We start from the raw sequence: 25,794 nt of genomic DNA, 5'->3' as shown, positions 1-25,794 counted from the left end.
CCAGAGTACTCGTTAAGTGAGGAAGCACACAGTTCTATTGGCCGTAGAAAACCCGTGATTTTCCGGGGAATTTGGCGTTACTTACTGGTAGGAACTGGCGTGCTACTGGGTGAAGACTTGGTAGTCTTCCCCGCTTTGGCGTCCGGCGCTAGCAGTTGATACTCGGTGCGGCTCACAAAAAATCCCACACCAGCCGAAAGGTTTCCGCAGGCCACGCCGTTGTTATAGACGGTGCAGCGCAGACCATTGCGTTCCACGGCCGTCCCGTCCTCGAGCGTTTCAAGCTGAGAAATCTCGCCGTTCCGGGTGCCTTTGGGGCCAAATTCGTTTTCCATCGCTGTGGCTCCGGCCCGGCAATTCCCGTACCGCACCGCGGTGGGCGCCAGCGTAATAATTCCGCCAAGATACCCAAAGCCGGTGCCAGAACAATCGTCCTTAACGTCCGAGGTTTTCACTTGCGGGTATACGGCAAACTCGCATTGCACCACCGGAACCGTGGGGTACTTGTTGTTGGCGCTATTGCCAAAATCATTGTCCTCGTAGGGAACATTGACGTGCTCGCCTTTGGACTCGGTGATGGCGCACACTGCATTGCGATCCTTTGTCACAAAAGTCAGCGGCTCCCCCTCCGAAGGCGGTTGAGAGGGCTGCACCACGGTGGCTTGTTTGAGCTGTTCCAGCGGCGGCAAGGGCGGCGGCGGCGTGTAGTTGGGGTCCTTTTGAACCACCGAACATGCAGTGGCACTGAGCATCAACAAGGCGGCAAGAAGCCCCAAAATCATCCGTCGCATGCTGCCCATTATGCCCACCATCGGCTCCCCGTGCGCGCAAGCCGGCCACTAGTCCAGTTTCACCAGCGGCGCGTAACGCAACAGCAAGCGTTTCTCGGCGCCGTCGAACTTTACCTTCGCAACGGTTTTGTCCCCGGTCCCTTCCACCGCCAAAACCGTGCCGTTGCCGAAGCTCGTGTGGTTGACCTTGTCCCCCACCGAGACCGAAACGATCTCCTTTTGGGGTTGAACTCGGGTACGGGCCACGGCGGCAGGAACGTCAGCGTTGAATCCCGCCGAAGCGCTCGGCGCCTGTGAGCGACTGCCAGTTCCGCGGGCCGTTCCGGCACCCCAGAAAGAACCTTCGTAACGGCTGGTGCCGATGGGCGCACCCCAGCCGCCACTTTGCCCCAGGCTCTGCCGGGAAGTCCCTTCGCGGCGCCATTCAAGCAACTCCGCCGGGATTTCTTCGATGAACTGGCTGGCCGGGTTGTACTGGCTTTGGCCCCAGAGGCTGCGAACTTCCGAACGCGTTAGGTACAGGCGTTGGCGGGCTCGTGTTAGCCCCACATAGGCCAAACGGCGTTCCTCAGCGAGCTCCTTAGGATCTGTGGCGGAACGGGAGTGCGGGAAAATTCCGTGCTCCATTCCGGTGAGGAACACCACCGGAAACTCAAGACCCTTGGCAGTGTGGAGCGTCATCAGCGTGACAACACCTAGGCGCTTCGCCTCGGCAACGGCAGCCGCTGCGTCCTCCGAACTGCCCTCCGGGGCATCCGGAATCTGATCAGCATCCGCCACCAATGAAACCTGCTCAAGGAATTCACCGAGTGAACCCTCGGGATTGTCGCGTTCGTATTCACGGACCACTGCAACAAGTTCGGCGAGGTTCTCCACGCGAGACTCGTCTTGTGGATCGGTGCTAGCGCGTAGCCCCGCAAGGTACCCGGTCTGCTCAAGAACCGCTTCAAGTGCTGCAGCAGCCCCAGAACCGCTAGCAACCTCGGCCAAGTCGCCCATCATTTTCACAAAACCCTGCACAGCGTTGACCGATCGGGTGGCCATTCCCGGCGCCTCATCCGCGCGCTTGGCAGCTTCCATAAAGGAGGTCCGCTCGCGTTCGGCGAGGGAGGCAATCGCTCCTTCAGCACGGTCCCCAATCCCGCGCTTGGGTTCGTTAAGGATCCGGCGCAGGTTGACGTCGTCGTCCGGGTTCACCAACACGCGCAGGTAAGCGAGCGCATCCTTAATTTCTTTGCGCTCGTAGAACCGGGTGCCGCCCACCACCTTGTAGGGCAGACCAACACGGACCAAAACGTCCTCAATGGACCGTGACTGAGCATTGGTGCGGTAGAAAATTGCTACATCGCCGGGACGCAGGTCATCCTCGTCCTGGAGCCTGTCAATTTCCTTGGCAATAAATTGTGCTTCTTCATGCTCATTTTCACCCACATAGCCAACGATCTTGGCGCCATCACCTTCAGCCGTCCAGAGCTTTTTCTCCGGACGGTTGGGGTTGCGGCTGATCACCGCGTTGGCGGCGCTCAGAATGGTCTGGGTGGAGCGGTAATTCTGCTCAAGTTTGATGGTCCGGGCGTCCGGATAGTCCTTCTCGAACTCCACAATGTTGCGGATGTCGGCACCACGGAAGGCGTAAATGGACTGGTCAGAGTCACCCACCACGGTGAGCTCGCTCTTGTCCGGGCCCTCGCCAACAATCTCCCGAACCAAGGCGTACTGCGCGTGGTTAGTGTCCTGGTATTCGTCCACCAAAACGTGGCGGAAACGGCGCCTATAAGACTCCGCCAATCCGGGGAAGGCTCGGAACATGTACACGGTTTGGGCAATCAGATCGTCAAAGTCCATGGCGTTGGCCTGACGCAAACGCTGCGTGTAGCCCTTGTAAACCTCAGCGACTGCCTGATCAAAGGGATCGTTGTAATTTGCGCTGGACGAGTACTGATCATCGTCAATCAACTCGTTTTTCAGGGCCGAGATCTTGTGCTGAATGGCCTTCGGGGCAAAACGTTTGGGGTCAAGGTCAAGGTTCTTGGCCACCAGTGTGATCAGCCGGAGCGAGTCAGCAGAATCGTAGATGGAGAAGTTTGAATTCAGGCCAACGTTGGACGCTTCACGGCGCAGAATCCTCACGCACGAGGAGTGGAAGGTTGAGATCCACATATTCTTGGCGCGCGGGCCCATCAACGTTTCAATACGCTCACGCATTTCTGCGGCGGCTTTGTTGGTGAAGGTGATCGCGAGGATTTCACCGTGGTGCGCCCGGTGGGTGGCAATCAAGTAGGCAATCCGGTGAGAGAGCACCCTAGTTTTACCCGAGCCTGCACCAGCAACAATGAGCAGCGGGCTACCGCCGTGTTTAACTGCTTCCTCTTGCTGCGGATTAAGTCCTTCTAGCAAGTCAGCTGCCTGTGGCGGGGTGAAGTTGCTCAGGTTTTGGGCTTCACGGCTCGGCTCGGCGGCGCGGGAAGGTGATTCCTGCGCAGGGTTGAGCGGTGATTTGGCGTAAGGGTCAAACAGCATGTCCATGGTTCGATCAAGTCTAGGCCGTGGCACCGACAGCTTTCCCACCGGCCACCCTAAGTCCCTACCCGTTCGCCCCCTCGGCCCCCGGCCAGGACACTCAGCCTAGGTGTTGTACGGATCCACTCTGTAGAGCTGCCACAACTTGTTTCACGGAATTGGCCCCACCGGCAACAAACCAGTTGAGTCCGTTGACCGCCACTACGGCAGTTCGCCCGCCAGCTGCCCGAACAATTGCCTTCCCCGGCAGCCAATCCCATTCGGGGCAGCTGTGTTGGAACCAGACGCCAATTTCTCCGTCGGCTACCCGGGCAAGATCGCAGGATCCTGAACCAAACATACGTAAGGTTGCCGCCGAGACTGCAGCAGCGTGCCATGGCATCGCCGCCATGGGATCAACCAACCAACGCGGGTGGATGTAGGTTGCGGCGCCCAACTGATCGAGGTCAGCGCTCGAGGGGCTCACCAGGGTTTCACCGTTGAGCGTTGCGGCATGGTCCACGCCGCCGAGCCACAGCTTCTCCATTTCGGGCTGATAGATGGCGCCTAAGATCACCTCAGGATCAGCGCTGGCACTCACTGTAGACGCAGCCGCTCCCCCACCCTTGAGCGCAATGGCGGAGCACCAGTAGCTGGATCCCTGCAGGAAGTTGTACGTGCCATCAACCGGGTCAATAACCCAAGTGCGCCCACTGGTTCCGGCGAATGAGGCACCCTCTTCGCCCAAGATGCTGTCCTCTGGGCGGCAACGGCGAAGCTGTTCCAAAACGTAGGCCTCGGCTGCACGATCCGCGGCGGTGACCACATCGGAGACAGAAGTCTTCTGTTCACCGCTGAGTCCGCCCATTCGCATCAGCAAGGCTAGTTGCCCGGCCTCACGGACCAGTGCCGAGGCAAGTTGATAGTCGTCGAGGGAGGGATCAAGTTGGGCTGCGCTGTGCCTACCGGTGCTCATAAATTCAGACTACCGGGACATAATGAAGTCATGTCTAAAACCCCCGCTCAGCGTCTGAAAAAACACGGGGCAAAGGCTGACCTCCCCAACACTTCCCTCCCGCCGTTGCTCACACCCCGCCCTTCAAGTGGCGCACAAGGTAAAAAGCCAGCGAGTGAAAATCAGAACAACGCCAAGCTGATTGTGATTGCTGGAGTGGCCGCGAGCCTGTTCCTGTTTTGGTACCTGCACGTTTTGACGCTCAATCAGATGACGCAGCTCTCCAGTGGTTTAGCCATGCCGGATGCGTTGATCGGTGGTTTTGACCCAACGTATATTGGGCACTTGCGCGATGTCATGGACTCGGACGCACGTGGTCAGCTGAGCTACCTACACAAAACAGCTGGCACACTGTTCCCGCTGATTTTTTTGGTGAGCTGGTTGCTATTGATCGGCACTAACATGAGCCGGGGCCTATTGCGCCGAGTAATTATGGCCTTGCCAGTGGCTTTTGCCGCGGTCCGGATCGCGGCGAATATGGCCATTGATTCTTTGTTCGGTTCTTCAGCGCCCGACGCCGGAGCCGTGACTTTCGCCTCGATCCTCACCGTCGCAGGCTGGGTACTTTTGCTGGCAAGCGTTGTTGCCGCCGCCGTCGCACTCTTTGACGGCCGACGGAAACGAAACCACGTCACAACCCCCGCGGCAGGGTAGCGCTCCCCATCGACCAAACCTTGCGGACGGGCTTTACTTCTTGGAGAGCCCGTCTACAGGGTTAAAGCGATGCAAGATTGGGGAGCACTGCATGAGCACTTCCACCACAACCGCCGGGCAACAGCGTTACCGGATGAGCGTTCTGGCCTGGCCACTCGCGCTCGCCAAGAGCGCCACTAACAGCCCCACCGCCCTCCGGACTGAAACTGTTGAGCTTTTGTCCGCCCTCAGCGCTGAGGATCACACGGCACTCGAGCAAGAACTGTTCGACGCCGGAATCACCACTTCCGACGGCCAGCTCAGCGAAGCGTGGCAAGAGCTGCTTGCACAAGTTTTGAGCGCGAATATCGTGGTGGATTTTGTTTCTAGGACACCCGATGCCTCGCAGCACACTCAAGTGTGGTTGTTCGGTGGATTAGCTGCGGCCTACACACAAGCCCGCACAGTCCGGCAGGAAAGTGACGGCACGATTGAGGTCGTTGGGCTGGATCCCGTGGCGGATCTGGTGCTCTTCCGCGAAACGGATTTGTGGCCTGTCCTAGCCGCAGGGCTTCCCGATCACCCACTTCTGCAGGCTCCGGCCGCAAACGCCGCCCTCGCTGACCGACCAAAATATGCCATACCCGCTGAGGACGTTGCAGCGCTCCAAACATCAGTGCACCAAACATCAGTGCATGGTTCGACGCCGGTACCGGCAGTAGGTGGTCTGCCCCCGGAGGTGCGTGACGCCGTCGTCCGCCCCAAGGCGAGTGTCCACGTCACCGTCAGTACCCAACAGAAGCAGCAGGGCGCCGTGTGGGCGCTGTCTGAAAAGTTGTATTCGCTTCGCGGCCCCACGCGTCACGGCAGCCCCGCCAACCATGCGCCAGCCAGCCGCTTGGTTGAAGTGAGCGCCGGAGATGTTGCTCGCGAAGTTTTGTGGTTGGTCTTCGGGGCCCATGATCTTCAAGCGTCCACTGAGGAACGTTCAACCAATGCCGCTGGGAATGGTGCCCGGTGAGCTTCTACGGAATGGACTTGGAGCAGGCCAAGAAGCTCCAACATGACATGCACCGGGCCAGCCAGCGGCTCACAGATCTGGGACGTCAGCTAAGCCCCGTTATTGCGCAAAGCTCATGGGATGGTCCAGACGGGCAACGTTTTAAGGCCGAGTGGAAGTCGCACCGTCTGCAGCTTTCCAGCACCGCACAATCGATCCAGCATGCCGCTGAACAGTTGCGCGAAGACATCCGCCAGCAGGAAGAGGCGAGCAACAACAACGGCACTGGCAGTGGTTCGCAGACCGGAACTAGTGGCGGTTCTGAGAATCCGCTCGATAAAATTCGCCACCTTTTTGACGGCGCTGATTCTGTGGTGGATACGGTCAAAGATGGCGGCTCGAAGGTTCTGGGCTTCCTGAAAGACCAGGTGAGCGATCGCTTTGATAACCTCACTGACGCATTCGGGGATCAGGCAAAGAACTTTGGAAATGTGGGCGATTTGCTCTGGAACTTTGCAAAAACGGGTGAGCCGCCGTCCACCACCGAGCTTGTCGCCTCGGGCCTACAGATTGCTACCGGCCAGCAGAATCTACTGACAACCATCGGCACCTTGGGCTTGATTCAGCCACATGTTCTCGACGACGGCACCCCCACGGCCACTGCCCCCACTGAGGTTGGTGTAGGTGATGGACCCCGCCAAAACGGCCGAAACAACACACCTGCACCGACAGATCTTGCCTCAATCTTGAGCGGGGTCTCCGCCACATATGGTGACAATGGCAAGACTGGCACCCCTGATGCCGCAATTCGAATCACCAGCGTGGACAAGGGCAACGGGCCAGCCTACATTGTGAGCATCCCCGGCACTTCAGAGTGGAATGTCCGCTCCGGCACAAACCCGATGGATACCGTGGGTAATGTTCAATCGGCCTCAGGGAGTATGTCTACTTCCTCTGAAGCCGTTGAGCTGGCAATGAAAAAAGCTGGCATTCCGGAGGGCGCGCCAGTGATGTTGGTGGGGCACTCGCAGGGCGGCATGACGGCCGCAGCATTAGCGGCCGACGACGACTTCCGCGAGCGCTTTAATGTCACCAACCTGGTGACTTACGGAGCGCCAATTGACTCTGCGCGTGTGCCAGACTCGGTGGACACTTTGGCAATCCAGCATCAACACGACGTGGTGCCGCGCTTAGATTTGGGAAATTCCAATGCCGCTTCACCGGCCTGGCCATCACGCAATGATGCCTCGATAGTGACACTGACCGATCCGCCAGGAGTTGGGGCTACGGATGTCACTGGCAACCACAGCTACAACAATTACACCAATTCCGTTCGCGAGAATGAAGGCCATGGTCCGCTGGCCGACTACAGCAGCAAGGATTCAACGCAACAGTTTTTTAGTAGTGGTGATTCCGAGGTCCATTCGAGTGTCTCTGGCATTGGCCGGGAGCCATAGGAGCACTAGGAGCACTGTATGAAAATAAGACCACTACCTACACTGGTGATTATGGGAATCTTGGCAATGATTTTATCCGCGTGCGGTATGGGCGCAAAGGCTGCCTCTGACGCAGATATGGCTGCCAAATACCAGTCGGCTGTCCAATCACTGGACCACGTTCAGAGCGTGGAATCCGAATACAAAACCACCGCAGGGATGGGAAGAACCGGATTCTTAGGGGTCCATGCCAACACTTCTGATCCCGCGGAACTAAAGACGCTGTTGGATAAGTCTTTTCGAGCCCTTGTGACAGCCGCCGGCGGCGACCCCGAGATCGACTTGCCGCTTCAGGTGATCGGCGATGACAGCACCACCGTCCTCACTCCAAAAGACCTCGGCTGCGGCGGTGGAACCACACTCGCCGAGTACCGCGACTGCCTCAAAACACTCGGCTAGCAACCTTCAAAGTACGTCACGGCCCCGGCATAGTGCAGCGGTGAACCGGCATCTTCTGGAACAAAACCAACCACGGCGGCACCTGCACCTTCTGCTCCGATCAACACTCGAGTTGCCAGTGCCGTGAGTAGCGGTACTTTCAGTGGAACGCGGGGCATCTTTGGCTCAGCCCCGACCGCCAGCTGACATTTGTGTGTCACAGCCGGCCGCGAGGTGCTGGCAAACACAGCTCGGCGTTCTCACCGTATATGCTGGTAGGCGTGTCCGGACAGACCTGTTGGCGAAAGCCGATCGTGCAAAGTCCGGGCCCAGCCCTCGTAGCTCAGTGGATAGAGCACGGCTCTCCTAAAGCCGGTGTCGTTGGTTCGATTCCAATCGAGGGCACCAAATCTTGGCCCGTCGTAAACTACACCGGTGACGAATCTTAGCGATTGGCTCCTCGGCGAGTGGACGCTCAGCCGCGAACTCTGGGACCGCACCTCGGGCACTCATGGCGAGTTCACCGGCGTCGCACATTACACACCACTGCCCCACGGCGGTCTCCGCTACCGCGAAAACGGCACACTGCGCTGGGCGGGGCACAGCTCGCCGGCGTTCCGCGAATATCTCCTGTATCCGTGCGAAGACTCCTCCGCGCTGGACATGTTCTTCACCGATGGGAAACCGTTCCACCGTATGTCCTTCAAGTTTGGGCAGGAACAGGCCGAACACTTGTGCGTCAACGATCTCTACCGGGTGAACTACGAACGCATGGACGAGGATTCATTCCGTTTCCGGTGGGACGTCACAGGCCCGTCGAAGCTGCTTCGCTTGGACAGCGTGCTGCACCGTAGGCTGAACCGGTGAAAGATCTGATTGTTGTCTCTGCAGTGTGCGTTTTTGACGAACAGGGCCGGCTGCTGACCGTCCGGAAACGCGGAACCGAAAAGTTTATGCACCCCGGCGGCAAGCCGGAAACCGGCGAGACCGCGGCCCAAGCTGCGTCCCGTGAGCTGCAAGAAGAGGTGGGCATCAGCATCCCCGCCGAGGATCTGGAACTCCTTGACGTCTGGCTCGCCGACGCCGCTAACGAGGCTGCCACAGACATTCAAGCCACCGTTTTCACCGCTCCTGGCACGTGGAGCGCCACTGCCTCGGCAGAGATCGCAGAACTACGCTGGCTAGACCTCGACGCACCGCTGCCTGACGATCTCGCCCCGCTCCTGACCGATCATGTGCTCCCCCGGCTTCGCACCAACAGCAACACCACCGGCGCCCACTAGATTTCTGGCAATGCCTCTTCCGCCACCGATGTAGCCTCAGCGAACTGTGTGTTGTAGAGCTCCGCATATCTGCCGCCCAGTGCCAACAGCTCAGTGTGCGTTCCACGTTCCACAATGTTTCCGCCCTCCACCACCAAGATGGCGTCAGCGGCTCGAATAGTGGACAGCCGGTGGGCAATAACAACGGCGGTGCGGCCTTCCAACGCCACCCCGAGGGCGGCCTGCACGGCGGCCTCGTTGCTGGAATCCAGCGCGGCGGTTGCCTCATCGAGGATCACAATCCGAGGCTGCACAATCAACAGCCGTGCAATCGTCAAACGCTGACGCTCACCACCGGAAAGCCGATAGCCGCGCTCCCCCACCACTGTTTCCAAACCATCCGGCAAAGACCGCACCATGTCCTCAAGCCGGGCCTGGCGCAGCACGTCCCACATGTCTTCGTCAGTGGCATCAGGCCGGGCCAAACGCAGGTTTGAGGCAAGCGTCTCATGGAACAAGTGCCCGTCTTGGGTGACCATTCCCATCGACTGACGCAATGATTCGAAACTCAAATCACGCACATCTACGCCGGCCCCTGGCGTACTTCCGCCCAACAGCACGGCCCCGGAATCGACGTCGTACAGGCGGCTCAGAAGCTGTGCAATAGTGGACTTTCCGGCGCCAGAGGACCCTACCAGCGCAACGGTTTGGCCCGGCTCAACCCGGAAACTGATGCCGTGAAGTACCTCTTCTCCACCGCGAGTATCCAAAATGGACACGTCCTCAAGGGAAGCCAAAGAAACCTTGTCTGCCGCCGGGTAGGAGAAACGCACGTCCTTAAACTCCACCGCGAGCGGTCCCTGCGGTGCACTCCGAGCGTTCGGTTTCGCCTCAATCAGCGGCTTGAGGTCCAGAATCTCAAACACCCGTTCAAAGCTGACCAGCGCGCTCATAATTTCCAAGCGGGCATTCGAAAGCGAGGTCAGTGGGGCGTACAAACGGGTCAGCAACAAAGCCAAAACCACCACGTCACCCGGTGCCAACTGGCCGCCCAGGGCAAGCCAACCGCCCAAGCCGTACACCAGTGAGAGCGCCAGCGCGGAGACCAGCGTCAGTGCTGTCACAAAGGTGAACTGGAGCATCGCTGTACGCACCCCAATGTCACGCACCCGTTCAGCCCGCAGCGCGAATTCGCGGGATTCCTCGTCGGGACGGCCAAAGAGCTTCACCAGAGTGGCGCCCGGGGCAGAAAAACGCTCTGTCATTTGGGTACCCATAGCGGCATTGTGCGCAGCCGATTCCCGCCGCAAATCGGCCAGACGGGAACCCATCCGCCGTGCAGGAATCAAAAAGATCGGCAACAGAATCATGGCGAGCACCGTGACCAGCCAGGACTTATCCAGCATCACTATCAACGTCAGTACCAGTGCGACGACGTTACTCACCACACCGGACAAGGTGCCGGCAAATGCTGCTTGGGCGCCGATCACATCATTGTTCAGCCGGCTCACCAAGGCACCAGTACGGGTGCGCGTGAAAAAGGCGATCGGCATTTTCTGGACGTGATCAAACACTGCAGTACGCAGGTCCACAATCACACCTTCACCGATCATCGAGGACAGCCACCTGACCAGTAAGCCCACCCCTGCCTCAACAATTGCCACGACGGCAATCATGATCGCGAGCCACAAGATCACATTGAAATCAGTGCGAGCAACAATCGCGTCCACTACTTTTCCAGCGAGCACCGGGGTGGCTACAGCCAGCACCGCCGCCACAATGGACAACAAAATAAAGGCAATAAGCCGGTTGCGGTGCGGAACGGCGAATTTGAGAACTCGTTTGAGAGTCGCTTTAGTAAACGGCGTGCTGCCTGATTTGGCGCGGGTCAGGTTGTGCAAGGAACTCCATGCCACACGGTCCATACTCATCTACTTGCTCCTGAAGTGTTCTCCGTAACGCGCCCCGCCGCGACTTCCCAACGGACATCTAGCCGGACGGTGTTCAACAAACGCCTGTCATGTGTCACCAAAAGCAGCGCTCCGTCATAGCTTTCAAGGGCTTCTTCAAGCTGCTCGATCGCGGGCAAGTCCAAGTGGTTGGTGGGCTCATCAAGGACCAGCAGGTTCACGCCACGTGCTTGCAACAATGCCAAACCGGCGCGGGTCCGCTCTCCGGGTGACAAAAGCTCCACCCGACGATTGGTGTGATCAGCTTTGAGGCCAAATTTCGCCAGCAGAGTGCGCACTTCGGCTGCGGAATACTCCGGCAATTGGGCTTCGACGGCGGGACTTAAGTCCAGCTCGGGCGCGAGCGCGCCACGGGCTTGGTCGATTTCGCCGATGGCAACGGAGGCACCCAAGGACGCTTCGCCGTCGTCCGGGGTTTGCCGGCCCAAAAGTAACCGTAGAAGCGTGGACTTGCCGGCCCCGTTGGGACCGGTTATCCCAATCCGTTCGCCAGCGTTGACCTGCAAATTCACCGGCCCTAAGGTGAAGTCGCCTTGGTGAGCCACTACGTCCCGCAGTGTGGCAACTACGGAACTGGACCGTGGTGCCTGACCAATAGTGAATTGCAGCTGCCACTCTTTACGAGGCTCTTCAACCTCATCGAGGCGGGCAATTCGGGACTCCATTTGGCGCACTTTTTGGGCTTGCTTCTCTGAAGATTCGGTACTCGCAGCCCGGCGAATCTTGTCATTGTCCGGGCTCTTTTTCATCGCATTCCGGACACCTTGGGAACTCCACTCGCGCTGCGTCCGCGCTCTGGCTACTAGATCCGCTTTGGTGTTGGCGAACTCTTCATAGCGTTCGCGAGCATGCCTGCGTGCCACCGCACGTTCTTCGAGGTAGGAATCGTAGCCACCGTCATAAACTGCCACCGAGTTTTGGGCCAAGTCCAGCTCCACAATCCTGTTCACCGAACGGGAGAGGAACTCACGATCATGCGACACCAGCACCACACCACCACGCTGGCCGGCAATGAACTTCTCAAGCCGTTCCAAACCATCCAGGTCCAGATCGTTGGTGGGTTCATCTAGAAGTGCGATGTCAAAGCGGCTCAACAACAGGGCTGCGAGCGCTACGCGCGCCACCTGGCCGCCAGAAAGTCCGGTCATAGGCGAGTCCATGGGCAGATCTAGTCCCAGATCTGCCAACACTGCAGGGATTCTGTCCTCTAAATCTGCGGCACCGGATGCCATCCAGCGGTCAAAAGCGAGGGTGTATTCGTCATCGGAGCCGGGGGCTCCGGCTGCGAGCGCTTCGGCTCCAGCTTCCATGGCTTCGGTGGCAGCGGCGCAGCCGGTGCGGCGGGCAATATAGCCAGCGATGTCCTCACCAGGAATTCGATCGTGTTCTTGGGGCAACCAGCCAACAAAAGCGTCAGCCGGAGCCAACTGAACGGTTCCACCGAGTGGTTCCAGATGTCCGGAAAGCACACTCAGTAAAGTCGATTTGCCCGCACCATTGGCCCCCACAACCCCCACAACATCGCCTGGAGCTACAGTGAGAGAGAGGTTATTAAAAAGGGATCGGTGGGAATGGCCGGCGGACAAATCCCGGGCCACAAGCGTTGCCGTCATGGCTCAATTCTTTCACCGTCCTAGCATCGCCAGTACCAAGCCAGGGTCAAATCCGCAGAGGGCATAAAGAAACCCGCCGGTACGAACTTGGGGGGTATCCGTAACAGCGGGCTTCGATAAATAACCTTAGACCACAATCTGCCGTCGAGTAAAATCAATTTGCGTCCCCCTGATCCCTTCCGGAAGTTGCTAATGTCTTTGAGTTCCCGCGCCTTCCAAAATTGGCTCAACGGGGTAGCCGAGGGGGCGACCACCTCGGAGGTCTGCCGCGCTGCAGGCATCAAACGGACCACCTTGGCCCAACAACTAGTTCGCGGCAAAGTCACCGAATCCACCGTTGTGGCAATTGCACGGGCCTACGGATTGAATCCGCTGGCCGAGCTGGCGTGCTTTGACGGCTACCGCGACCTTCTCACAAGCCACCAGCAGCCCACCGACGCCGAGCTCCTCAGCCAGATCAGTACCGAGGATTTATTGGCTGATCTGGCCAAAAGGCTAAGCCGGGCGAACGCCAAGCCTTGGCCCGATCAACTCGAAGTCCCCGCATTAACACCGATCCCGCACTCGCAATCAGTGCGCAACTGGGTTGACGCAGTGGATACCGGTGAAATTAGGCAGCAGGTCTCCGCCACCATGGGGGTTGCCCCACAAAACTTTTCCGCCCAGCTCAGTGCCAACCGCCTAGCCCCGGAGCTAGCTGTTTCAACGGCCAGGCTGGCAGGACTTGGCCCTGCCAGCGCACTGGTGGTGACCGAGCTCATCACTCCACAGGAGGCGAGCTGGCCGGAGCACGCACGTGAGAAAGCTTTAGCACGCATCCCAGATTCGGAATTAGCCCAACTTGCGGCGGACCGTTTGCAAGTCATGAGCCGCACGCTACGCAAACAAGAACAAGATATCGCTCAACGTGAGCAGATTTGGGAGCACCTAGGCTAATGGATACCGGATCCCTGTTGGAGTGGGCTTGCTTCGCTGTATGCATCATCTTGGCTGGATTACGGGTGCCAAGTCTGCTTCAAGGCCGCAATCCGTTGATGTTTTGGATCTTTGTACTCTCCGGCCTAGCCGTACTGTTGAGTATCCGGGGCCCATACTTCTTTTTTGATTCGCTCCTAGGCAGTAGCAATTATGTGAACCTCATCCTGCGTTACGTGGTTTTCGCGGCCGTAGTGCTTGGCGGTGCACGGATTGCGCGAGCTTTTGGCTCCTCGCGGGCGCACCGCGCGCTGGTGGGGCCACCGGGACTGATCGTGTTGGCCGTTATGTCCGTGGCGGTTCTTGCAACATTCCTGTTGATGGACACGTCGGGCACCGGTTTGGGCATGGACGGCATTAGTGACCGTAACCCTGTTAATGCGGTCTGTTATGAGATTTATGCGGCCGCGGGCAGGCTTTATCCGGCCTACGTTGCAGCAGTACTGCTGCCGGCTGCGTGGCGAGTGGTTCGTGGTGGGCTTCCCGCCATCTTTCGCGTAAGTACTGCTGTACTGGGGGCCGGGTTGCTGATGATGCTCCTAGCCGGCATCAATCCAGTCCCCCAGCTGAATCAATGGAGTATTCAGATTGCGCTTAATTACAGCAGCATTCTTTTGATTGTGCTGGGCTTGGGTGGCCTTGGTCTGAGCCGCTGGTGGGCCCACTCACAAAGGGTTATGAAACAGTGATCGTAATACAATTCACGGATTCATTAGAACGTGGAACAATCATGAATATGTGAATCCGTGCTTGCCGCGTTTGTTCCTAGGTTAAGGAGACGCTGGCGGTCTGATCATATTGGGGGGATGAGTGGTGGCGGTTTGTTGGGGACCGCCCCCACTCAGCCATTTAACGGCCCCTTTTCACACCCTCAAATGGGCGACGACAGCGCCCTCCTGCACAAATTCACACCAGTGAGTCAAGTCACGACTACAGATTCAGCGTAAAGTTACGAAATATTAGCTCTTGCCTTGGGCGTTGTGATTGGTATCGTCACTGGACACGGCTGCGTCATTCGATGCGGCCTGATTTGTGAAAGAAGGACCAATGAACCGCCGTCGTTTTGCTCTAACTAGCCTGTTGGCAGCCACAGCTCTCGCTCTGAGCGCGTGTGGCGGCGGAGCCAGCAGCACTCCCGCGACCGGCGGGGACACTTCCCTCAGCGACGTTAAGTCCAAGGGCGAATTAGTGATTGCTACTGAAGGCACCTACAAGCCGTTCAGCTTCCACGAGAATGGCGCTGGCAAGCTCACCGGCTTTGACGTTGAAGTAGCCGAAGCAGTTGCTGGCAAGCTCGGCGTCAAGGCAACATTCCAGGAAACCCAGTGGGACTCAATCTTCGCTGGTTTGGAAGCCAAGCGTTTTGATGTCATTGCCAATCAGGTTTCCATCAATGATGAGCGCAAAGCCAAATACGATTTCTCCACTCCGTACACCATCTCTTCGGGTGTCATCGTGACCAAGCAAGACAACAACGACATCAAGTCCTTCGCGGATCTGAAGGGCAAAACTACTGCCCAGTCACTGACCAGCAACTGGTACACCTTGGCGCAGAAGTCCGGTGCCAACATTCAGCAGGTTGAAGGCTGGGCCCAGGGCGTGAGCTTGGTCCGCCAAGACCGAGTGGACGCAATTGTTAATGACAAACTCACCTACTTGGACTACGCCAAGAACACCCCTGACGCAGGCCTGAAGATCGCCGCGGAAACCACTGACAAGTCAGAGAGTGCACTGACCGTCCGCAAGGGTTCCACAGCTTTGAAGGACGCCATGGACTCGGCGCTGAAAGACTTGGCAGCTGATGGCACACTGACCAAGACCTCCGAAAAGTACTTCGGCGTGGACGTTACTAAGTAAATGCCCAGCACCTGGGATTTGATCTGGACTTCCTTGGGCCCCATCCTTTTGGGTGCGGTCCAAGGAACCATTCCGTTGACCCTTGCCTCCTTTGTGGTGGGTTTGGTGTTGGCGCTGGTGGTGGCTTTGATGCGCTTGAGCAGCAACAAACTGCTCTCTGGGCTTGCCCGCATCTATGTATCCATCATTCGCGGCACACCATTGTTGGTTCAGCTGTTTGTGATCTTCTACGGCCTACCATCCTTGGGCATCAAGCTTGAGCCGTGGCCCAGCGCCATCATTGCTTTCTCACTGAACGTGGGCGGCTACGCTGCGGAGATTATTCGCGCAGCGATCCTCTCGGTACCCAAAGGTCAGTGGGAAGCCGGGCACACCATTGGTATGTCCCCCGCACTGACTTTGCGCCGCGTGATTCTTCCGCAGGCCGCACGCGTCTCCGTTCCGCCTTTGTCCAACACCTTTATCTCGCTGGTCAAGGACACATCGTTAGCCTCGCTGATTTTGGTCACCGAGCTCTTCCGCAACGCCCAACAGATCGCAGCGTTTAGCCAAGAATTTATGATCCTTTACCTCGAAGCTGCGTTGGTTTATTGGGTGATCTGTTTGGTTCTCTCGAGCGGACAGTCTTGGCTTGAAAAACGATTGGATCGATATGTCGCCCACTAATTCAGCCGCACCCGTCCTCTCGGTTCGTCACCTAGCCAAGGCTTTTGGTGATCACCAGGTGCTTAAAGACATCGACATCGACGTGCCGCGCGGCAAGGTTGTGGCGCTGATCGGTCCTTCGGGTTCAGGCAAAACTACCGTTTTGCGCTCCTTGAACGGCCTTGAAACGCCCGACGCCGGCACCGTCACCATTGGTGAGAACCACACCGTGGACTTCTCCTCACCAGTGTCCAAAAAGGAGCTCGCTAGCCTGCGGGATCGCAGTGCCATGGTGTTCCAGCACTACAACTTGTTCCCCCACATGACGGTTCTTGAAAACGTCATCGAGGGACCTGTGCAGGTTCAGAAGCGCAAACGGGCTGAAGCTACTGCGGATGCTGAAAAACTTCTAGAACGAGTGGGTCTGCTCGCTAAAAAAGACGCATACCCTTTTGAGCTCTCCGGCGGCCAACAGCAGCGTGTGGGTATTGTGCGCGCATTGGCACTGCGGCCAGAGTTGTTGCTCTTTGACGAACCCACCTCAGCGCTGGATCCCGAACTAGTAGGCGATGTTTTGGGTGTGATCAAGGAACTAGCCGAGGAAGGCTGGACCATGGTGATTGTTACCCACGAGCTCGCCTTCGCCCGGCAAGTAGCGGACGAGGTCATTTTTATGGACGGCGGTGTGGTGGTTGAACGCGGACCGGCCGCCGAAGTGCTGCGCGCACCTACTCATGAGCGCACGCAGCAATTCGTCAACCGGCTGCTGAACAGCGACTACCAGTAGCGGCTTGGCTGCCAGTACCGCGTATTTAGCGGCTGAAGCGGAGCGTGACCAGCTGGAACGGGCGCAGCGTCAACTCCACAGAATCCTTGCCACAGTTCACTCCTGGTACCGCTATTGGCCGCTCCAGTAGGTCCACGGTAGCTGCAGCGGCTGCCGGGAAATTCGCTGTCAGGACCCCGGAGCTGCGCTCCCCCAAGGATTCGTAAAGGCGCACAATAACGTCCCCGCTGCCGTCCTCAGCCAGTTTGATGGCCTCCACCACCACGGCTTGGTTGTACACGGTGAACAAGGGCTCAATCTCGCGACCGCCGGTGAGTACTCGGGGCACCAAGTTGGTCCGGTAGCCCTCTTCAACCGCCTCGGCAATACCTGCCCCGGGACGGATAGTCACCGAATATTCATGCCGCCCCAAATCCGCTTGAGGATCCGGGAACTGTGGTGCCCTCAGCAAGGAAAGGCGGACTGTCGTCGTCGTTCCTCCGTCCTCTCGCACGGCCCTGGTGACGTCATGCCCGTAGCTTGCCGAGTTTGAAATGGCTACGCCGTAGCCCGGTTCGCCAACATGGATCCAACGGTGCGCACAGATCTCGAACTTAGCTGCTTCCCAGGAAGTATTGACGTGGGTGGGCCGGAAGACGTGGCCAAATTGGGTTTCCGAGGCTGAGCGGTCTGCCCGCACATCCAAGCTGAACGCCAGTTTGAGGAGCTTCTCTTTCTCTTGCCAGTCCACCGAGGTAGTGATGGCGAGCGATTCGGCCCCCGCCGCTAGCGAGATCCGCTGGGTCACGGGAGATTTACCAACCAACGCCTCAACCACCACCACAGCGTCCCAGCCGCCGCGTTCTAGAGTGACTGAGCGAACGTCTGCGGCAGTTACGTTATGGCGGTAGAACTCGTCAATGTCCCAGGCATCCCATTGGTTGGGTGTATCTCGGAAGAGTTCCAAGCGGTTTCCCGGTGCTTCAGGGGAAATAGCCTCGCGCCCGGTGCGGTGTTCCAGCAGGGAGACAACCTGACCTTCAGCGTTGATCTGGGCGCGGATCAGTCCGTTGTCCAGAACGTAGCCGCCATCCAAGTCCTGGACTTGAACAGCTTCCTCGGCACGGATGGGTCTTGCGGCGGCAAAAGCGGGCACACCGTCACGTTCATGTGGTGCGGCGTTGAGCAAAAATTGTTGCTCTCCTTCACCCAACATTTTTGCCGTGGCCGCGGCGATGATCGCTTCAAGATCACGTTCAATGGCAGCATAATTTCGCTCCGCATCCTGATGAACCCAGGCGATGGAAGAGCCCGGGAGAATGTCGTGGAACTGCTGTAAAAGCACTAACCGCCACAAGCGCTTCAGCTCCTCAGCCGGATACGTATAGTCGTGGTGACGCACTGACGCGGTGGCCGCCCACAACTCAGCTTCGCGGAGTAAGTGCTCGCTGCGTCGATTGCCCTTTTTGGTGTTCGACTGGCTGGTGTACGTTCCGCGGTGCAGTTCGAGGTACATCTCCCCCACCCAGACGGGAAGATTTTTGTACTCATCTTGGGCCGTCTCAAAAAAGTCTCTAGCGCTACCAAGCTGAACCTTGGGCGAACCTTCCAAATCCTCCGCGCGGTGCGCCGCAGCGAGCATTTCGCGCGTGGGCCCACCACCGCCGTCGCCATAGCCAAAGGGCACCAGCGAGGTGTTGCCGCGGCCATGATCACGGTAGTTTCGCTGTGCATGGGCCAGATCCCGCCCACCCAAGTCTGAGTTATAACTATCCACGGGCGGGAAGTGAGTGAACACTCGGGTGCCATCAATGCCTTCCCAACTGAACGTGTGGTGGGGCATCTTGTTGGTCTGATTCCAGGAAATTTTTTGGGTCAGGAACCACCGAGACCCGGCTGCTTTCACAATTTGCGGCAAAGCGGCCGAGTAACCAAAGGAATCCGGCAACCACGCCTCGCGGCACTCCACACCGAACTCATCCAAGAAGAAACCTTTGCCCTCAACAAATTGCCGGGCCATTGCCTCACCACCGGGCATGTTGGTGTCCGATTCCACCCACATTCCGCCCACGGGAATGAACTGTCCAGCATCAACTTTCTCGCGAATTCGGGCGAACAGCTCCGGGTAATATTCCTTGATCCAGGACAGTTGCTGGGCGGAAGAGCAAGAGAACACAAAGTTGGGATCCTCATCCATCAACGCCACCACGTTGGAGAAGGTCCTGGCACATTTGCGGATGGTTTCGCGGACAGGCCACAACCATGCGGAGTCAATGTGCGCGTGCCCGGTGGCCACAATGTTGTGAGCCGAGGCATTGGCTGGCTGGCTGAGAACTGGTTTCAAGGCCTCCCGGCCAGCCGTTGCCGTGCCGGACACGTCCTCCGGATCCATGCGGTCCATCATGGCCTCGAGGGCCCGGAGAATGTCGAAGCGTCGGGGCTGGTCCATGGGCAGCTCGTGCATCAGTGACCGCAAAGTATCAACGTCCTGGGCTAGCTCCCACACCGTTATGTCCCGTTCGGCCACCACAATCGGGCCCAGCCTATACCTGAGCTCTTCGCCTACCGTGGCCTTATCGCCGAGGTTAGTGGGAGCGAAGCTCCACGCTTGGGTAAGGTCCGGGTTCGCAGCGGCTTCCACATAGAGATTGAGCTCACCGCTGTGAGTATCCGGGCCAATCAGCTCTAAGGGAATGTGCAGGTTTTTGGGCGAAATAGCTTTGATGATGGTGCCGTCTGCTCGCCATGCGATGCCCTCGCATTGAAAACCGGGGCCCTGTCCGTTGAACCCCAAATCAACCAACACTTCAACACTGCGTTGTGGGTCTTTTCCCCAACCGGCCGGCACGCAACCTTGCAGGCGGATCCATTTGGTACTCCAACCGCGTCCCCATGCAGAGCCCTGCGCAAGGGGTTCAAAGTTTTGTCCAAGCGCCTCAGCTGCCGGGACAGGTTCGTCCGGAACATCCCATGCAGAGAGTTCCAATTCGGTAGAACGCGCATAGATCGCGGGCACCAATCTGTCCTTAATGAAACGGTCAAGACGGGCTTCGGTTATTCCGCGATCATCATGCACAGTGGCTCCCTTACGCACCCTTCGGTGGTGCTAATCGATGGACAAAATCTACCTGTCAAGGCAGCTATTGACCAAGGGCTGTCCATCCCTTCGCCCGCGCAAGATGCTTTACGCAGTGATCCTCTCGTGGCCTGAATACACGTTGATGCTCTGGCCCCGGCTAAAACCTGCCAAGGTTACAGCACTGCTTTGAGCCAGTTCGACGGCGAGAGAAGAGGGCGCGCTGACGGCCGACAGCACGGGTATACCCGCCAAGGAAGCCTTCTGGACCAATTCAAAAGATGCCCGGCCGGAGAGCTGAAGGACTGTGCGGTTCAGCGGCAAACGCCCTTCGCGGAGAGCCCAGCCAACGACTTTGTCCATCGCGTTGTGCCGGCCAACGTCCTCGCGCAAACACAACAACTCGGCTTCCCCCTGGTCATTGACGGAGAACAGACCAGCAGCGTGCACTCCCCCGGTTTTTTCAAACACCGCTTGAGCGCTGCGAAGCTTGTCCGGCAAGGAAAGGAGCGTAGCGACGGGGACAGTGAACTCGTCATCAGTCGTCGGTGCATAGTGCGAGGACTTGTGTACGGCGTCGATCGAATCGGTGCCACAAATCCCGCACGAGCTCGAGGTGTAGATTTTCCTTCCGGCGTCCGGGACCGGAACGTCAGGCCGCAATTGGGCCTCCACCACATTGAAGGTTTGGACGCCATTCTCATCCTCGCCAGCACAAAAGCGCAGGGAGATCAGTTGCTCCGGTTCCCAGATCACCCCTTCAGAGACCAAAAAGCCAGCCACAAGGTCAAAGTCATGCCCGGGTGAACGCATGGTCACCGAATAGGACAAGTGGCCCAAACGGATTTCCAACGGTTCTTCAACGGCTAGCTGATCCTCGATGACGCGGTGTGGGTGTTCGCTTCCCACAACGTACTTATGGACTTTGGTTCGTTGCGTTAGCCTGCCCATGCTCAGCTTTCCTTGTGGGCCACAAAGCGCACAGTAATGGCTTTGAAACCGGGTGTGTTTGATTCGCGTGCAACAAGTTCACGGTGAACCAGCGCGTTGGCCTCCGGGAAGTAAGCTGCCGCGCATCCCTTAGCCGTGGGGTAGCCAACCAGACGGAAACTGTTGGCGCGGCGTTCGGTGGTGACGCCGTCGGACCCGGTGAAACTGGAGATAACATCCACCATATCGCGGTCAGCGAATCCTGCCTGTGCGAGGTCCTCGGGATGGATGAGCACTACTCGGCGGCCCTCAGAGATGCCACGGTATCGGTCATCCAGGCCGTAGAACGTGGTGTTGTACTGGTCGTGGCTGCGGACGGTCTGAAGAATCAGGTGCCCGGCCGGCGGGTTGAGATATTCCAGCGGGCTAACGGTGAAGTGGGCCAGCCCCGTGCTGGTTTTGAAAGTGCGTGTATCCCGCGGGGGGTTTGGTAGGACAAAACCGTTTCTATTCCGGACCCGGGTGTTGAAGTCTTCGAACCCGGGGATCACCCGAGATATGTGGTCGCGGATCACGTCATAGTCCTCAGCCATGGCCCGCCAGTTGATGGGGTGATCTTCACCCAGTGTTGCTGCGGCCATCCGTGCAATAATCACCGGCTCCGCCAGCAAATGATCACTCACCGGTTCCAGCCGGCCCTGAGTGGAGTGAATAACGGACATGGAGTCTTCAACTGACAAAAATTGCCGCCCGTCCGGGTGTTTAACGTCCGAATCGGTGCGGCCCAAGGTAGGAAGAATCAGCGAGGTTTTGCCGTGGACCACATGTGAGCGGTTGGGTTTGGTGGAGATGTGGACGGTTAATCCGGCCCGTTTCATCCCGGCTTCGAGCGCTTCTGTGTCAGAACAGGCGGCGGCGAAGTTGCCACCCATGGAGACAAAAACATCCACTGCATTCTCTTCAAACGCCTGCTGGGCGCGCACCGCGTCAACGCCGTGCTCGCGCGGCATCGGAATACCAAATTCTTTTTCCAGAGCGTCTAGGAAGCCAGGACGAGGTTTCTCCCAAATGCCCATGGTCCTATCTCCTTGGACGTTGGAATGACCTCGCACAGGGCAAGCGCCCGCACCCTTTTTACCAAAGTTTCCTTGCAACAAAAGGACGTTGATGATCTCTTTGAGGGTGTCCACGGAATGTGGCTGTTGGGTCAGGCCCAGTGCCCAGCAAATGATGGTGGCTTTGGATCTAATGAGCATGCCCGCGACGGTGGTGATCTCTGCTCGGCTGAGCCCAGTGGCCAGTTCAGTCTCGGCCCAGTCCAGTGTTTCGCGAGCCGCAGCGTATTCGGTGAAGCCCTGGGTTTGGCTCTGGACAAATTTCTGGTCAACCACGGCGCCCGGGGATCGTTTCTCCGCTTCCAGCAGCAAGTGGCCCAGCGCCTGAAACAGCGCCAAGTCGCCACCAACTTTGATCTGCAGGAATTCATCGGCTAAAGCAATACCGTTTCCCACGATTCCTTGGACGGTTTGAGGGTCCTTGAAGTTCAGCAGTCCGGCTTCGGGAAGCGGGTTGATGGCAACTACCTTGCCACCTCGTTTTTTGCACTCCTGCAGGGCCGAGAGCATTCGTGGATGGTTGGTTCCAGGGTTTTGTCCGGCCACAAAAACCAGCTCAGCATCATGAATGTCCTCGAGGGACACCGTGCCCTTGCCGATTCCAATGGTGGGAGTCAGAGCGCTTCCGGACGATTCGTGGCACATGTTGGAACAGTCGGGCAGATTGTTGGTGCCAATGGCGCGTGCAAAGAGCTGGTAGATGAAAGCAGTCTCATTCGCGGTGCGCCCAGACGTGTAAAACACACACCGCTCCGGCGTGGTGGCACGGATATGCTCACCGATCAGGTCAAAGGCACCCTGCCACGAGATCGGGGAATAGTGAGTTTCTCCGGGCCGTATGACCATGGGCTCGGTCATGCGGCCCTGACTACCCAGCCAGTACTCGGTTTTGCCCTCAAGATCAGCGATCGAGTGCTCATCCCAAAACGCAGGGGTCACGGTGCGGAGCGTGTTTTCCTCAGCGATTGCTTTAGCGCCGTTCTCACAAAACTCTGCGATTTTACGGTTTCCGGTGATGCTTTCCGGCCATGCACAGCCCGGGCAGTCAAAACCGTTGTGCTGGTTGACGCGCAGAAGCGCCCGAGCCGTGCGGGCGACCCCGGCCTGAGCCAATCCGCGGCCCAATGCAACACCAACTGCTTCGATGCCAGCGGCACTGGTTTTAGGTGGGTGAACTTCAAGATCAGCTTCATTGATGTCTGCCAGCGGCCCGTGCTTGCTCATACCTTCATCATGTCCCTACGGTTCACCCGAGACAAGCCACGCCCCCATACAACGCCGCCGAGTCACGCTCCAGGCACCAAGCAAACATCGCTCCCCGCAGCGACTAGCCCAGTGCGCTCCAGTCAACCGGCCCCGTGGAAGCTGCTTTACGCCGTGCGGCTTTCGCTGCGCGTTCTTTGGCAGCTTGCTCCTTAGCTGCCGCTTCCTTGGCTACCTTCTCCTCGGCGCTCTCAGCCGCTTCCAAAGGGGTTGCCCATGGCAGTGAGATAGCATCAACGAGTTCACCCATTTGAACCCCATGCGGCGGCACGATCATTAGCCCATCAGCCATAGCCAAGCCACGCATCATGCCTGGTGAATGGTGCCCTGACGGCGCGGCCATCCCATACAGCTGCCGGAACGGCATCACCCGGGTGGGTCCTTGGTGAGCATCAAGACTTGTTCCGCACGGGACCTGCACTACGGCCGGGGCCGGCAAATGTCCCAATTTGGCAATCAGCGGCCAGCCAAAACTCAACAAGGCGACCATTGCCGCCGTCGGATTTCCAGGCAGACCCAAAACGTAGCGCCCGTCAGGAAGTTCAGCGAGAACCGTTGGGTGCCCCGGGCGCATCGCCACAGTGTCAATCAGGAACCGGGCACCCAATTCTTCAAGGACAGAACGCAGGTGATCCGTCGCCGAAGCGCCGGTCCCGCCAGTGGTGATAACGACGTCGGACGGCAGCTCTACTTGTTCCTCGTCAAAGGCGCGGCGCCAGTGGTCAAGGTGGTCCTCAACGTGCAAAGTTTCAGCATAAATGCCACCCAGCTGTGTGATCACCGAGGGAATCTGAGGGCCAAAAGTATCCCGGACGCGGCCCGGTGCGGGAATCCCGTGATCCACCACTTCGCTGCCCGTACGCAAAAACCGGACCACCGCGCGGCCCACCACCGGCAGCTGATCGTGCCCAGCCAAAGCCGCCAGTGCAACTTGGGCTGGGTTGATCACCGTTCCAGCAGGAATCAACATATCCTCAACGCTGGCTTCCTCGGAGGCCCGGCGGATGTGCTGACCATTGCGCGGCTCCCCCGGCTTAGCCCTGCCGCCGAGTCTCACCACGGCGAGGCCGTCCTCATCCAGAGTTAATTCGGCGCTCTCTGAACGCAACACAGCTTTGGCCCCAGGTGGGATCAGACCGCCGGTCACAATGGGGCTCGCTTCGTGTGGCGCCAGCCGTTTGCCAGGCTCTACCGGGATCCAGGGTCCGGTGCCGTTAACCGCCCAACCATCCATCGCGGAGGATGCGTAGTGCGGCATGTTGTGAAGTGCCACTAGATCCTCAGTGAGCGTCCGGCCCACACACTTGTCAAGATCAGTGAGCGAGGGAGGAAGCGGCTGCGGGTGGTTGTAGGCGAGCTCGCGGGCCTCATACCAGTTGTGCGCCAGCGTTTTATGGGCCGTTTTGTGCGAGATTCCAGTATTGGGTTCTACCTCGTGACTGTTGTGTGCGGAGGCTTCAGGGGCGGAATCGCTCATTCGGCGTTGTATTCACGGGAGAACGACTTCGCGGTGCTGAGGGCTCGGTCCGTTGCCTCTTTAAGCGCATCAGCGAGTGTTTCGGTGTCCAAGTCTTCTCCTGCACGGCCAGCCCGCAAACCAACTTCCAATCCTGCGGCGAGGCCAGCCAAGTAGGTGGTCAACGGAGCGGCAGGACGAACCACCGAGTGCGCGGCGACCCCGGCAAGATTCAAAATACCTTGGACATCCACTTCGATGTCCTCAAGTTCCAGCGCTTGGGCCAAGTCAGCGCACCACTGTTCAAGGACCTCGTCCTGAGTGTTCATCGTTGCCTCCCGGTTGCGTTGAGCTTGAGCGTTAGTCCCGAGTGGAACAGGTGGCGTGGCGCCCAGCTCGGCTGCGTCAGCGAAGGTATCCAGATCGCGAGCCCAGAGCTCTACAACCGGCACTTCCACCAGATCTAGACTAGCAAGCAGGCTCCGCATTGAGGCGTTAACAGCCTTGCCGGTCCGGTCCATTTCACGGGACACTGCACTCAGAGACGAGGTCCGGTACATGGCGAGCAAGGACTGATGGCGACCGTCGGGCGTAACCGCGATTGCGCCGTCGTACTGTTTTTGTTCTGTACTACTAGTGCCGGTAGGAGGCGTTGCGGTCTCCCCCACCTGTTTGGCCAGTTCGACGACGGCCGGTGCGGCGTGTGGCATATCGCACGCCAAAATCAGGGTCCACTCTGCTGTCTCGCCGCGAGTTTGTTCGGCACCTAGGGCTCGAAGCCCTGCCACAATGCCAGCCACCGGTCCACCAAACAGAGGCTCCTCGCGGGCGAAACTCACAGTACTACTGAGCTCCCTGAGATCTTGGCTGGGGCCCACCACCACTGTCCGCTGAGCATCCCGGGCCGCCATGACGGCAAGCTGCAATAGGGTGGAGTCCTGCACTACAAACTGCGATTTCTCCACGCCTTGGAGCCGGGAAGATCTGCCGCCGGCGAGGATGATCGCATCAAAGTTCATCCGCTCAGCCTATGGCAGCGCTCCGTGGAGATCTG

22 protein-coding genes and 1 tRNA gene are annotated in these 25,794 nt (G+C 58.4%); 12 read left to right on the top strand and 11 right to left on the bottom strand.

The features are described 5' to 3' along the window. Positions 1-77: 77 nt before the first annotated feature. The 3 genes from ACQQCD_RS02295 to ACQQCD_RS02285 all read right to left on the bottom strand — a co-directional run bounded on the left by ACQQCD_RS02295 (position 78) and on the right by ACQQCD_RS02285 (position 4,266). A complete protein-coding gene (locus tag ACQQCD_RS02295) occupies positions 78-800 on the bottom strand; it encodes a hypothetical protein (protein WP_430266784.1) in 723 nt (240 codons plus the stop codon). A 39-nt stretch (positions 801-839) separates the two neighbouring features. Beyond that, a complete protein-coding gene (gene pcrA, locus ACQQCD_RS02290; RefSeq protein ID WP_430266783.1) occupies positions 840-3,317 on the bottom strand; it encodes a DNA helicase PcrA in 2,478 nt (825 codons plus the stop codon). Positions 3,318-3,411: 94 nt separating this feature from the next. Next, positions 3,412-4,266, bottom strand: coding sequence for an inositol monophosphatase family protein (locus ACQQCD_RS02285; RefSeq protein ID WP_430266782.1), 855 nt, complete (start codon positions 4,264-4,266; stop codon positions 3,412-3,414). 30 nt (positions 4,267-4,296) lie between these two features. Here ACQQCD_RS02285 and ACQQCD_RS02280 point away from each other — a divergent pair, with 30 nt between their 5' ends. The 4 genes from ACQQCD_RS02280 (at position 4,297) to ACQQCD_RS02265 (ending at position 7,833) form a co-directional block, all read left to right on the top strand. Further along, a complete protein-coding gene (locus ACQQCD_RS02280) occupies positions 4,297-4,959 on the top strand; it encodes a hypothetical protein (RefSeq protein ID WP_430266781.1) in 663 nt (220 codons plus the stop codon). A gap of 91 nt (positions 4,960-5,050) precedes the next feature. After that, complete coding sequence (locus ACQQCD_RS02275) at positions 5,051-5,959, top strand: hypothetical protein (RefSeq protein WP_430266780.1); 909 nt, start codon at positions 5,051-5,053, stop codon at positions 5,957-5,959. After that, positions 5,956-7,395, top strand: coding sequence for a WXG100 family type VII secretion target (locus ACQQCD_RS02270; RefSeq protein ID WP_430266779.1), 1,440 nt, complete (start codon positions 5,956-5,958; stop codon positions 7,393-7,395). The genes ACQQCD_RS02275 and ACQQCD_RS02270 overlap by 4 nt, the downstream gene beginning before the upstream one ends. A gap of 18 nt (positions 7,396-7,413) precedes the next feature. Continuing rightward, positions 7,414-7,833, top strand: a complete 420-nt coding sequence (locus ACQQCD_RS02265) for a hypothetical protein (RefSeq protein WP_430266778.1) — start codon at positions 7,414-7,416, stop codon at positions 7,831-7,833. Here the strand turns inward: ACQQCD_RS02265 and ACQQCD_RS02260 are convergent. Continuing rightward, on the bottom strand, positions 7,830-7,991 hold the full coding sequence (locus tag ACQQCD_RS02260; RefSeq protein WP_430266777.1) for a hypothetical protein: 162 nt from the start codon (positions 7,989-7,991) through the stop codon (positions 7,830-7,832). The genes ACQQCD_RS02265 and ACQQCD_RS02260 overlap by 4 nt on opposite strands. 153 nt (positions 7,992-8,144) lie before the next feature. On the opposite strand from ACQQCD_RS02260, the gene ACQQCD_RS02255 reads away from it, so the two are divergent. From ACQQCD_RS02255 to ACQQCD_RS02245, 3 genes are all read left to right on the top strand, one after another. After that, positions 8,145-8,220: transfer RNA gene (locus ACQQCD_RS02255), tRNA-Arg, on the top strand. Positions 8,221-8,247: 27 nt separating this feature from the next. Continuing rightward, positions 8,248-8,679 carry a DUF6314 family protein gene (locus ACQQCD_RS02250; RefSeq protein WP_430266776.1) on the top strand — a complete coding sequence of 144 codons (432 nt, stop codon included), beginning with the start codon at positions 8,248-8,250 and terminating at the stop codon, positions 8,677-8,679. Then, positions 8,676-9,095: an NUDIX hydrolase gene (locus ACQQCD_RS02245; protein ID WP_430266775.1), complete on the top strand. Its 420-nt coding sequence runs from the start codon at positions 8,676-8,678 to the stop codon at positions 9,093-9,095. The genes ACQQCD_RS02250 and ACQQCD_RS02245 overlap by 4 nt, the downstream gene beginning before the upstream one ends. Here the strand turns inward: ACQQCD_RS02245 and ACQQCD_RS02240 are convergent. Both ACQQCD_RS02240 and ACQQCD_RS02235 read right to left on the bottom strand, forming a co-directional pair. After that, positions 9,092-11,005, bottom strand: a complete 1,914-nt coding sequence (locus ACQQCD_RS02240) for an ABC transporter ATP-binding protein (protein WP_430266774.1) — start codon at positions 11,003-11,005, stop codon at positions 9,092-9,094. The two genes, ACQQCD_RS02245 and ACQQCD_RS02240, sit on opposite strands and share 4 nt — an antisense overlap. After that, a complete protein-coding gene (locus tag ACQQCD_RS02235; protein WP_430266773.1) occupies positions 11,002-12,657 on the bottom strand; it encodes an ABC-F family ATP-binding cassette domain-containing protein in 1,656 nt (551 codons plus the stop codon). The genes ACQQCD_RS02240 and ACQQCD_RS02235 overlap by 4 nt, the downstream gene beginning before the upstream one ends. 192 nt (positions 12,658-12,849) lie before the next feature. Here ACQQCD_RS02235 and ACQQCD_RS02230 point away from each other — a divergent pair, with 192 nt between their 5' ends. The 5 genes from ACQQCD_RS02230 (at position 12,850) to ACQQCD_RS02210 (ending at position 16,921) form a co-directional block, all read left to right on the top strand. Continuing rightward, positions 12,850-13,593 (top strand): hypothetical protein, encoded by a 744-nt coding sequence (locus ACQQCD_RS02230; protein WP_430266772.1) that lies wholly within the window; start codon positions 12,850-12,852, stop codon positions 13,591-13,593. Continuing rightward, complete coding sequence (locus ACQQCD_RS02225) at positions 13,593-14,321, top strand: hypothetical protein (protein ID WP_430266771.1); 729 nt, start codon at positions 13,593-13,595, stop codon at positions 14,319-14,321. The genes ACQQCD_RS02230 and ACQQCD_RS02225 overlap by 1 nt, the downstream gene beginning before the upstream one ends. A gap of 358 nt (positions 14,322-14,679) precedes the next feature. Continuing rightward, the gene (locus tag ACQQCD_RS02220) at positions 14,680-15,489 is read left to right on the top strand and encodes an amino acid ABC transporter substrate-binding protein (protein WP_430266770.1); all 810 of its coding nucleotides are present in this window, start codon (positions 14,680-14,682) and stop codon (positions 15,487-15,489) included. Then, entirely contained in the window at positions 15,490-16,155 is a 666-nt protein-coding gene (locus ACQQCD_RS02215; protein WP_430266769.1) for an amino acid ABC transporter permease, read from the top strand. It abuts the gene before it with no gap. Further along, positions 16,142-16,921 carry an amino acid ABC transporter ATP-binding protein gene (locus ACQQCD_RS02210; RefSeq protein ID WP_430267021.1) on the top strand — a complete coding sequence of 260 codons (780 nt, stop codon included), beginning with the start codon at positions 16,142-16,144 and terminating at the stop codon, positions 16,919-16,921. The genes ACQQCD_RS02215 and ACQQCD_RS02210 overlap by 14 nt, the downstream gene beginning before the upstream one ends. Positions 16,922-16,946: 25 nt before the next feature. Here ACQQCD_RS02210 and ACQQCD_RS02205 read toward each other — a convergent pair whose 3' ends face one another. The 5 genes from ACQQCD_RS02205 to ACQQCD_RS02185 form a co-directional block, all read right to left on the bottom strand. Beyond that, positions 16,947-19,976, bottom strand: a complete 3,030-nt coding sequence (locus ACQQCD_RS02205; protein ID WP_430266768.1) for an alpha-mannosidase — start codon at positions 19,974-19,976, stop codon at positions 16,947-16,949. Positions 19,977-20,084: 108 nt separating this feature from the next. Then, positions 20,085-20,927, bottom strand: coding sequence for a formate dehydrogenase accessory sulfurtransferase FdhD (gene fdhD, locus ACQQCD_RS02200; RefSeq protein WP_430266767.1), 843 nt, complete (start codon positions 20,925-20,927; stop codon positions 20,085-20,087). 2 nt (positions 20,928-20,929) lie between these two features. After that, positions 20,930-23,245 carry an FdhF/YdeP family oxidoreductase gene (locus ACQQCD_RS02195; RefSeq protein WP_430266766.1) on the bottom strand — a complete coding sequence of 772 codons (2,316 nt, stop codon included), beginning with the start codon at positions 23,243-23,245 and terminating at the stop codon, positions 20,930-20,932. Positions 23,246-23,348: 103 nt separating this feature from the next. Then, positions 23,349-24,761, bottom strand: coding sequence for a molybdopterin molybdotransferase MoeA (locus tag ACQQCD_RS02190; RefSeq protein ID WP_430266765.1), 1,413 nt, complete (start codon positions 24,759-24,761; stop codon positions 23,349-23,351). Further along, positions 24,758-25,759: an NTP transferase domain-containing protein gene (locus ACQQCD_RS02185; RefSeq protein WP_430266764.1), complete on the bottom strand. Its 1,002-nt coding sequence runs from the start codon at positions 25,757-25,759 to the stop codon at positions 24,758-24,760. The genes ACQQCD_RS02190 and ACQQCD_RS02185 overlap by 4 nt, the downstream gene beginning before the upstream one ends. Positions 25,760-25,794: the final 35 nt, after the last annotated feature.

Source organism: Pseudarthrobacter sp. J1763, assembly GCF_050490295.1.
In the GTDB taxonomy this organism is placed as follows: domain Bacteria; phylum Actinomycetota; class Actinomycetes; order Actinomycetales; family Micrococcaceae; genus JBNPEO01.
This window is presented reverse-complemented; position numbering and strand designations above follow the sequence as displayed.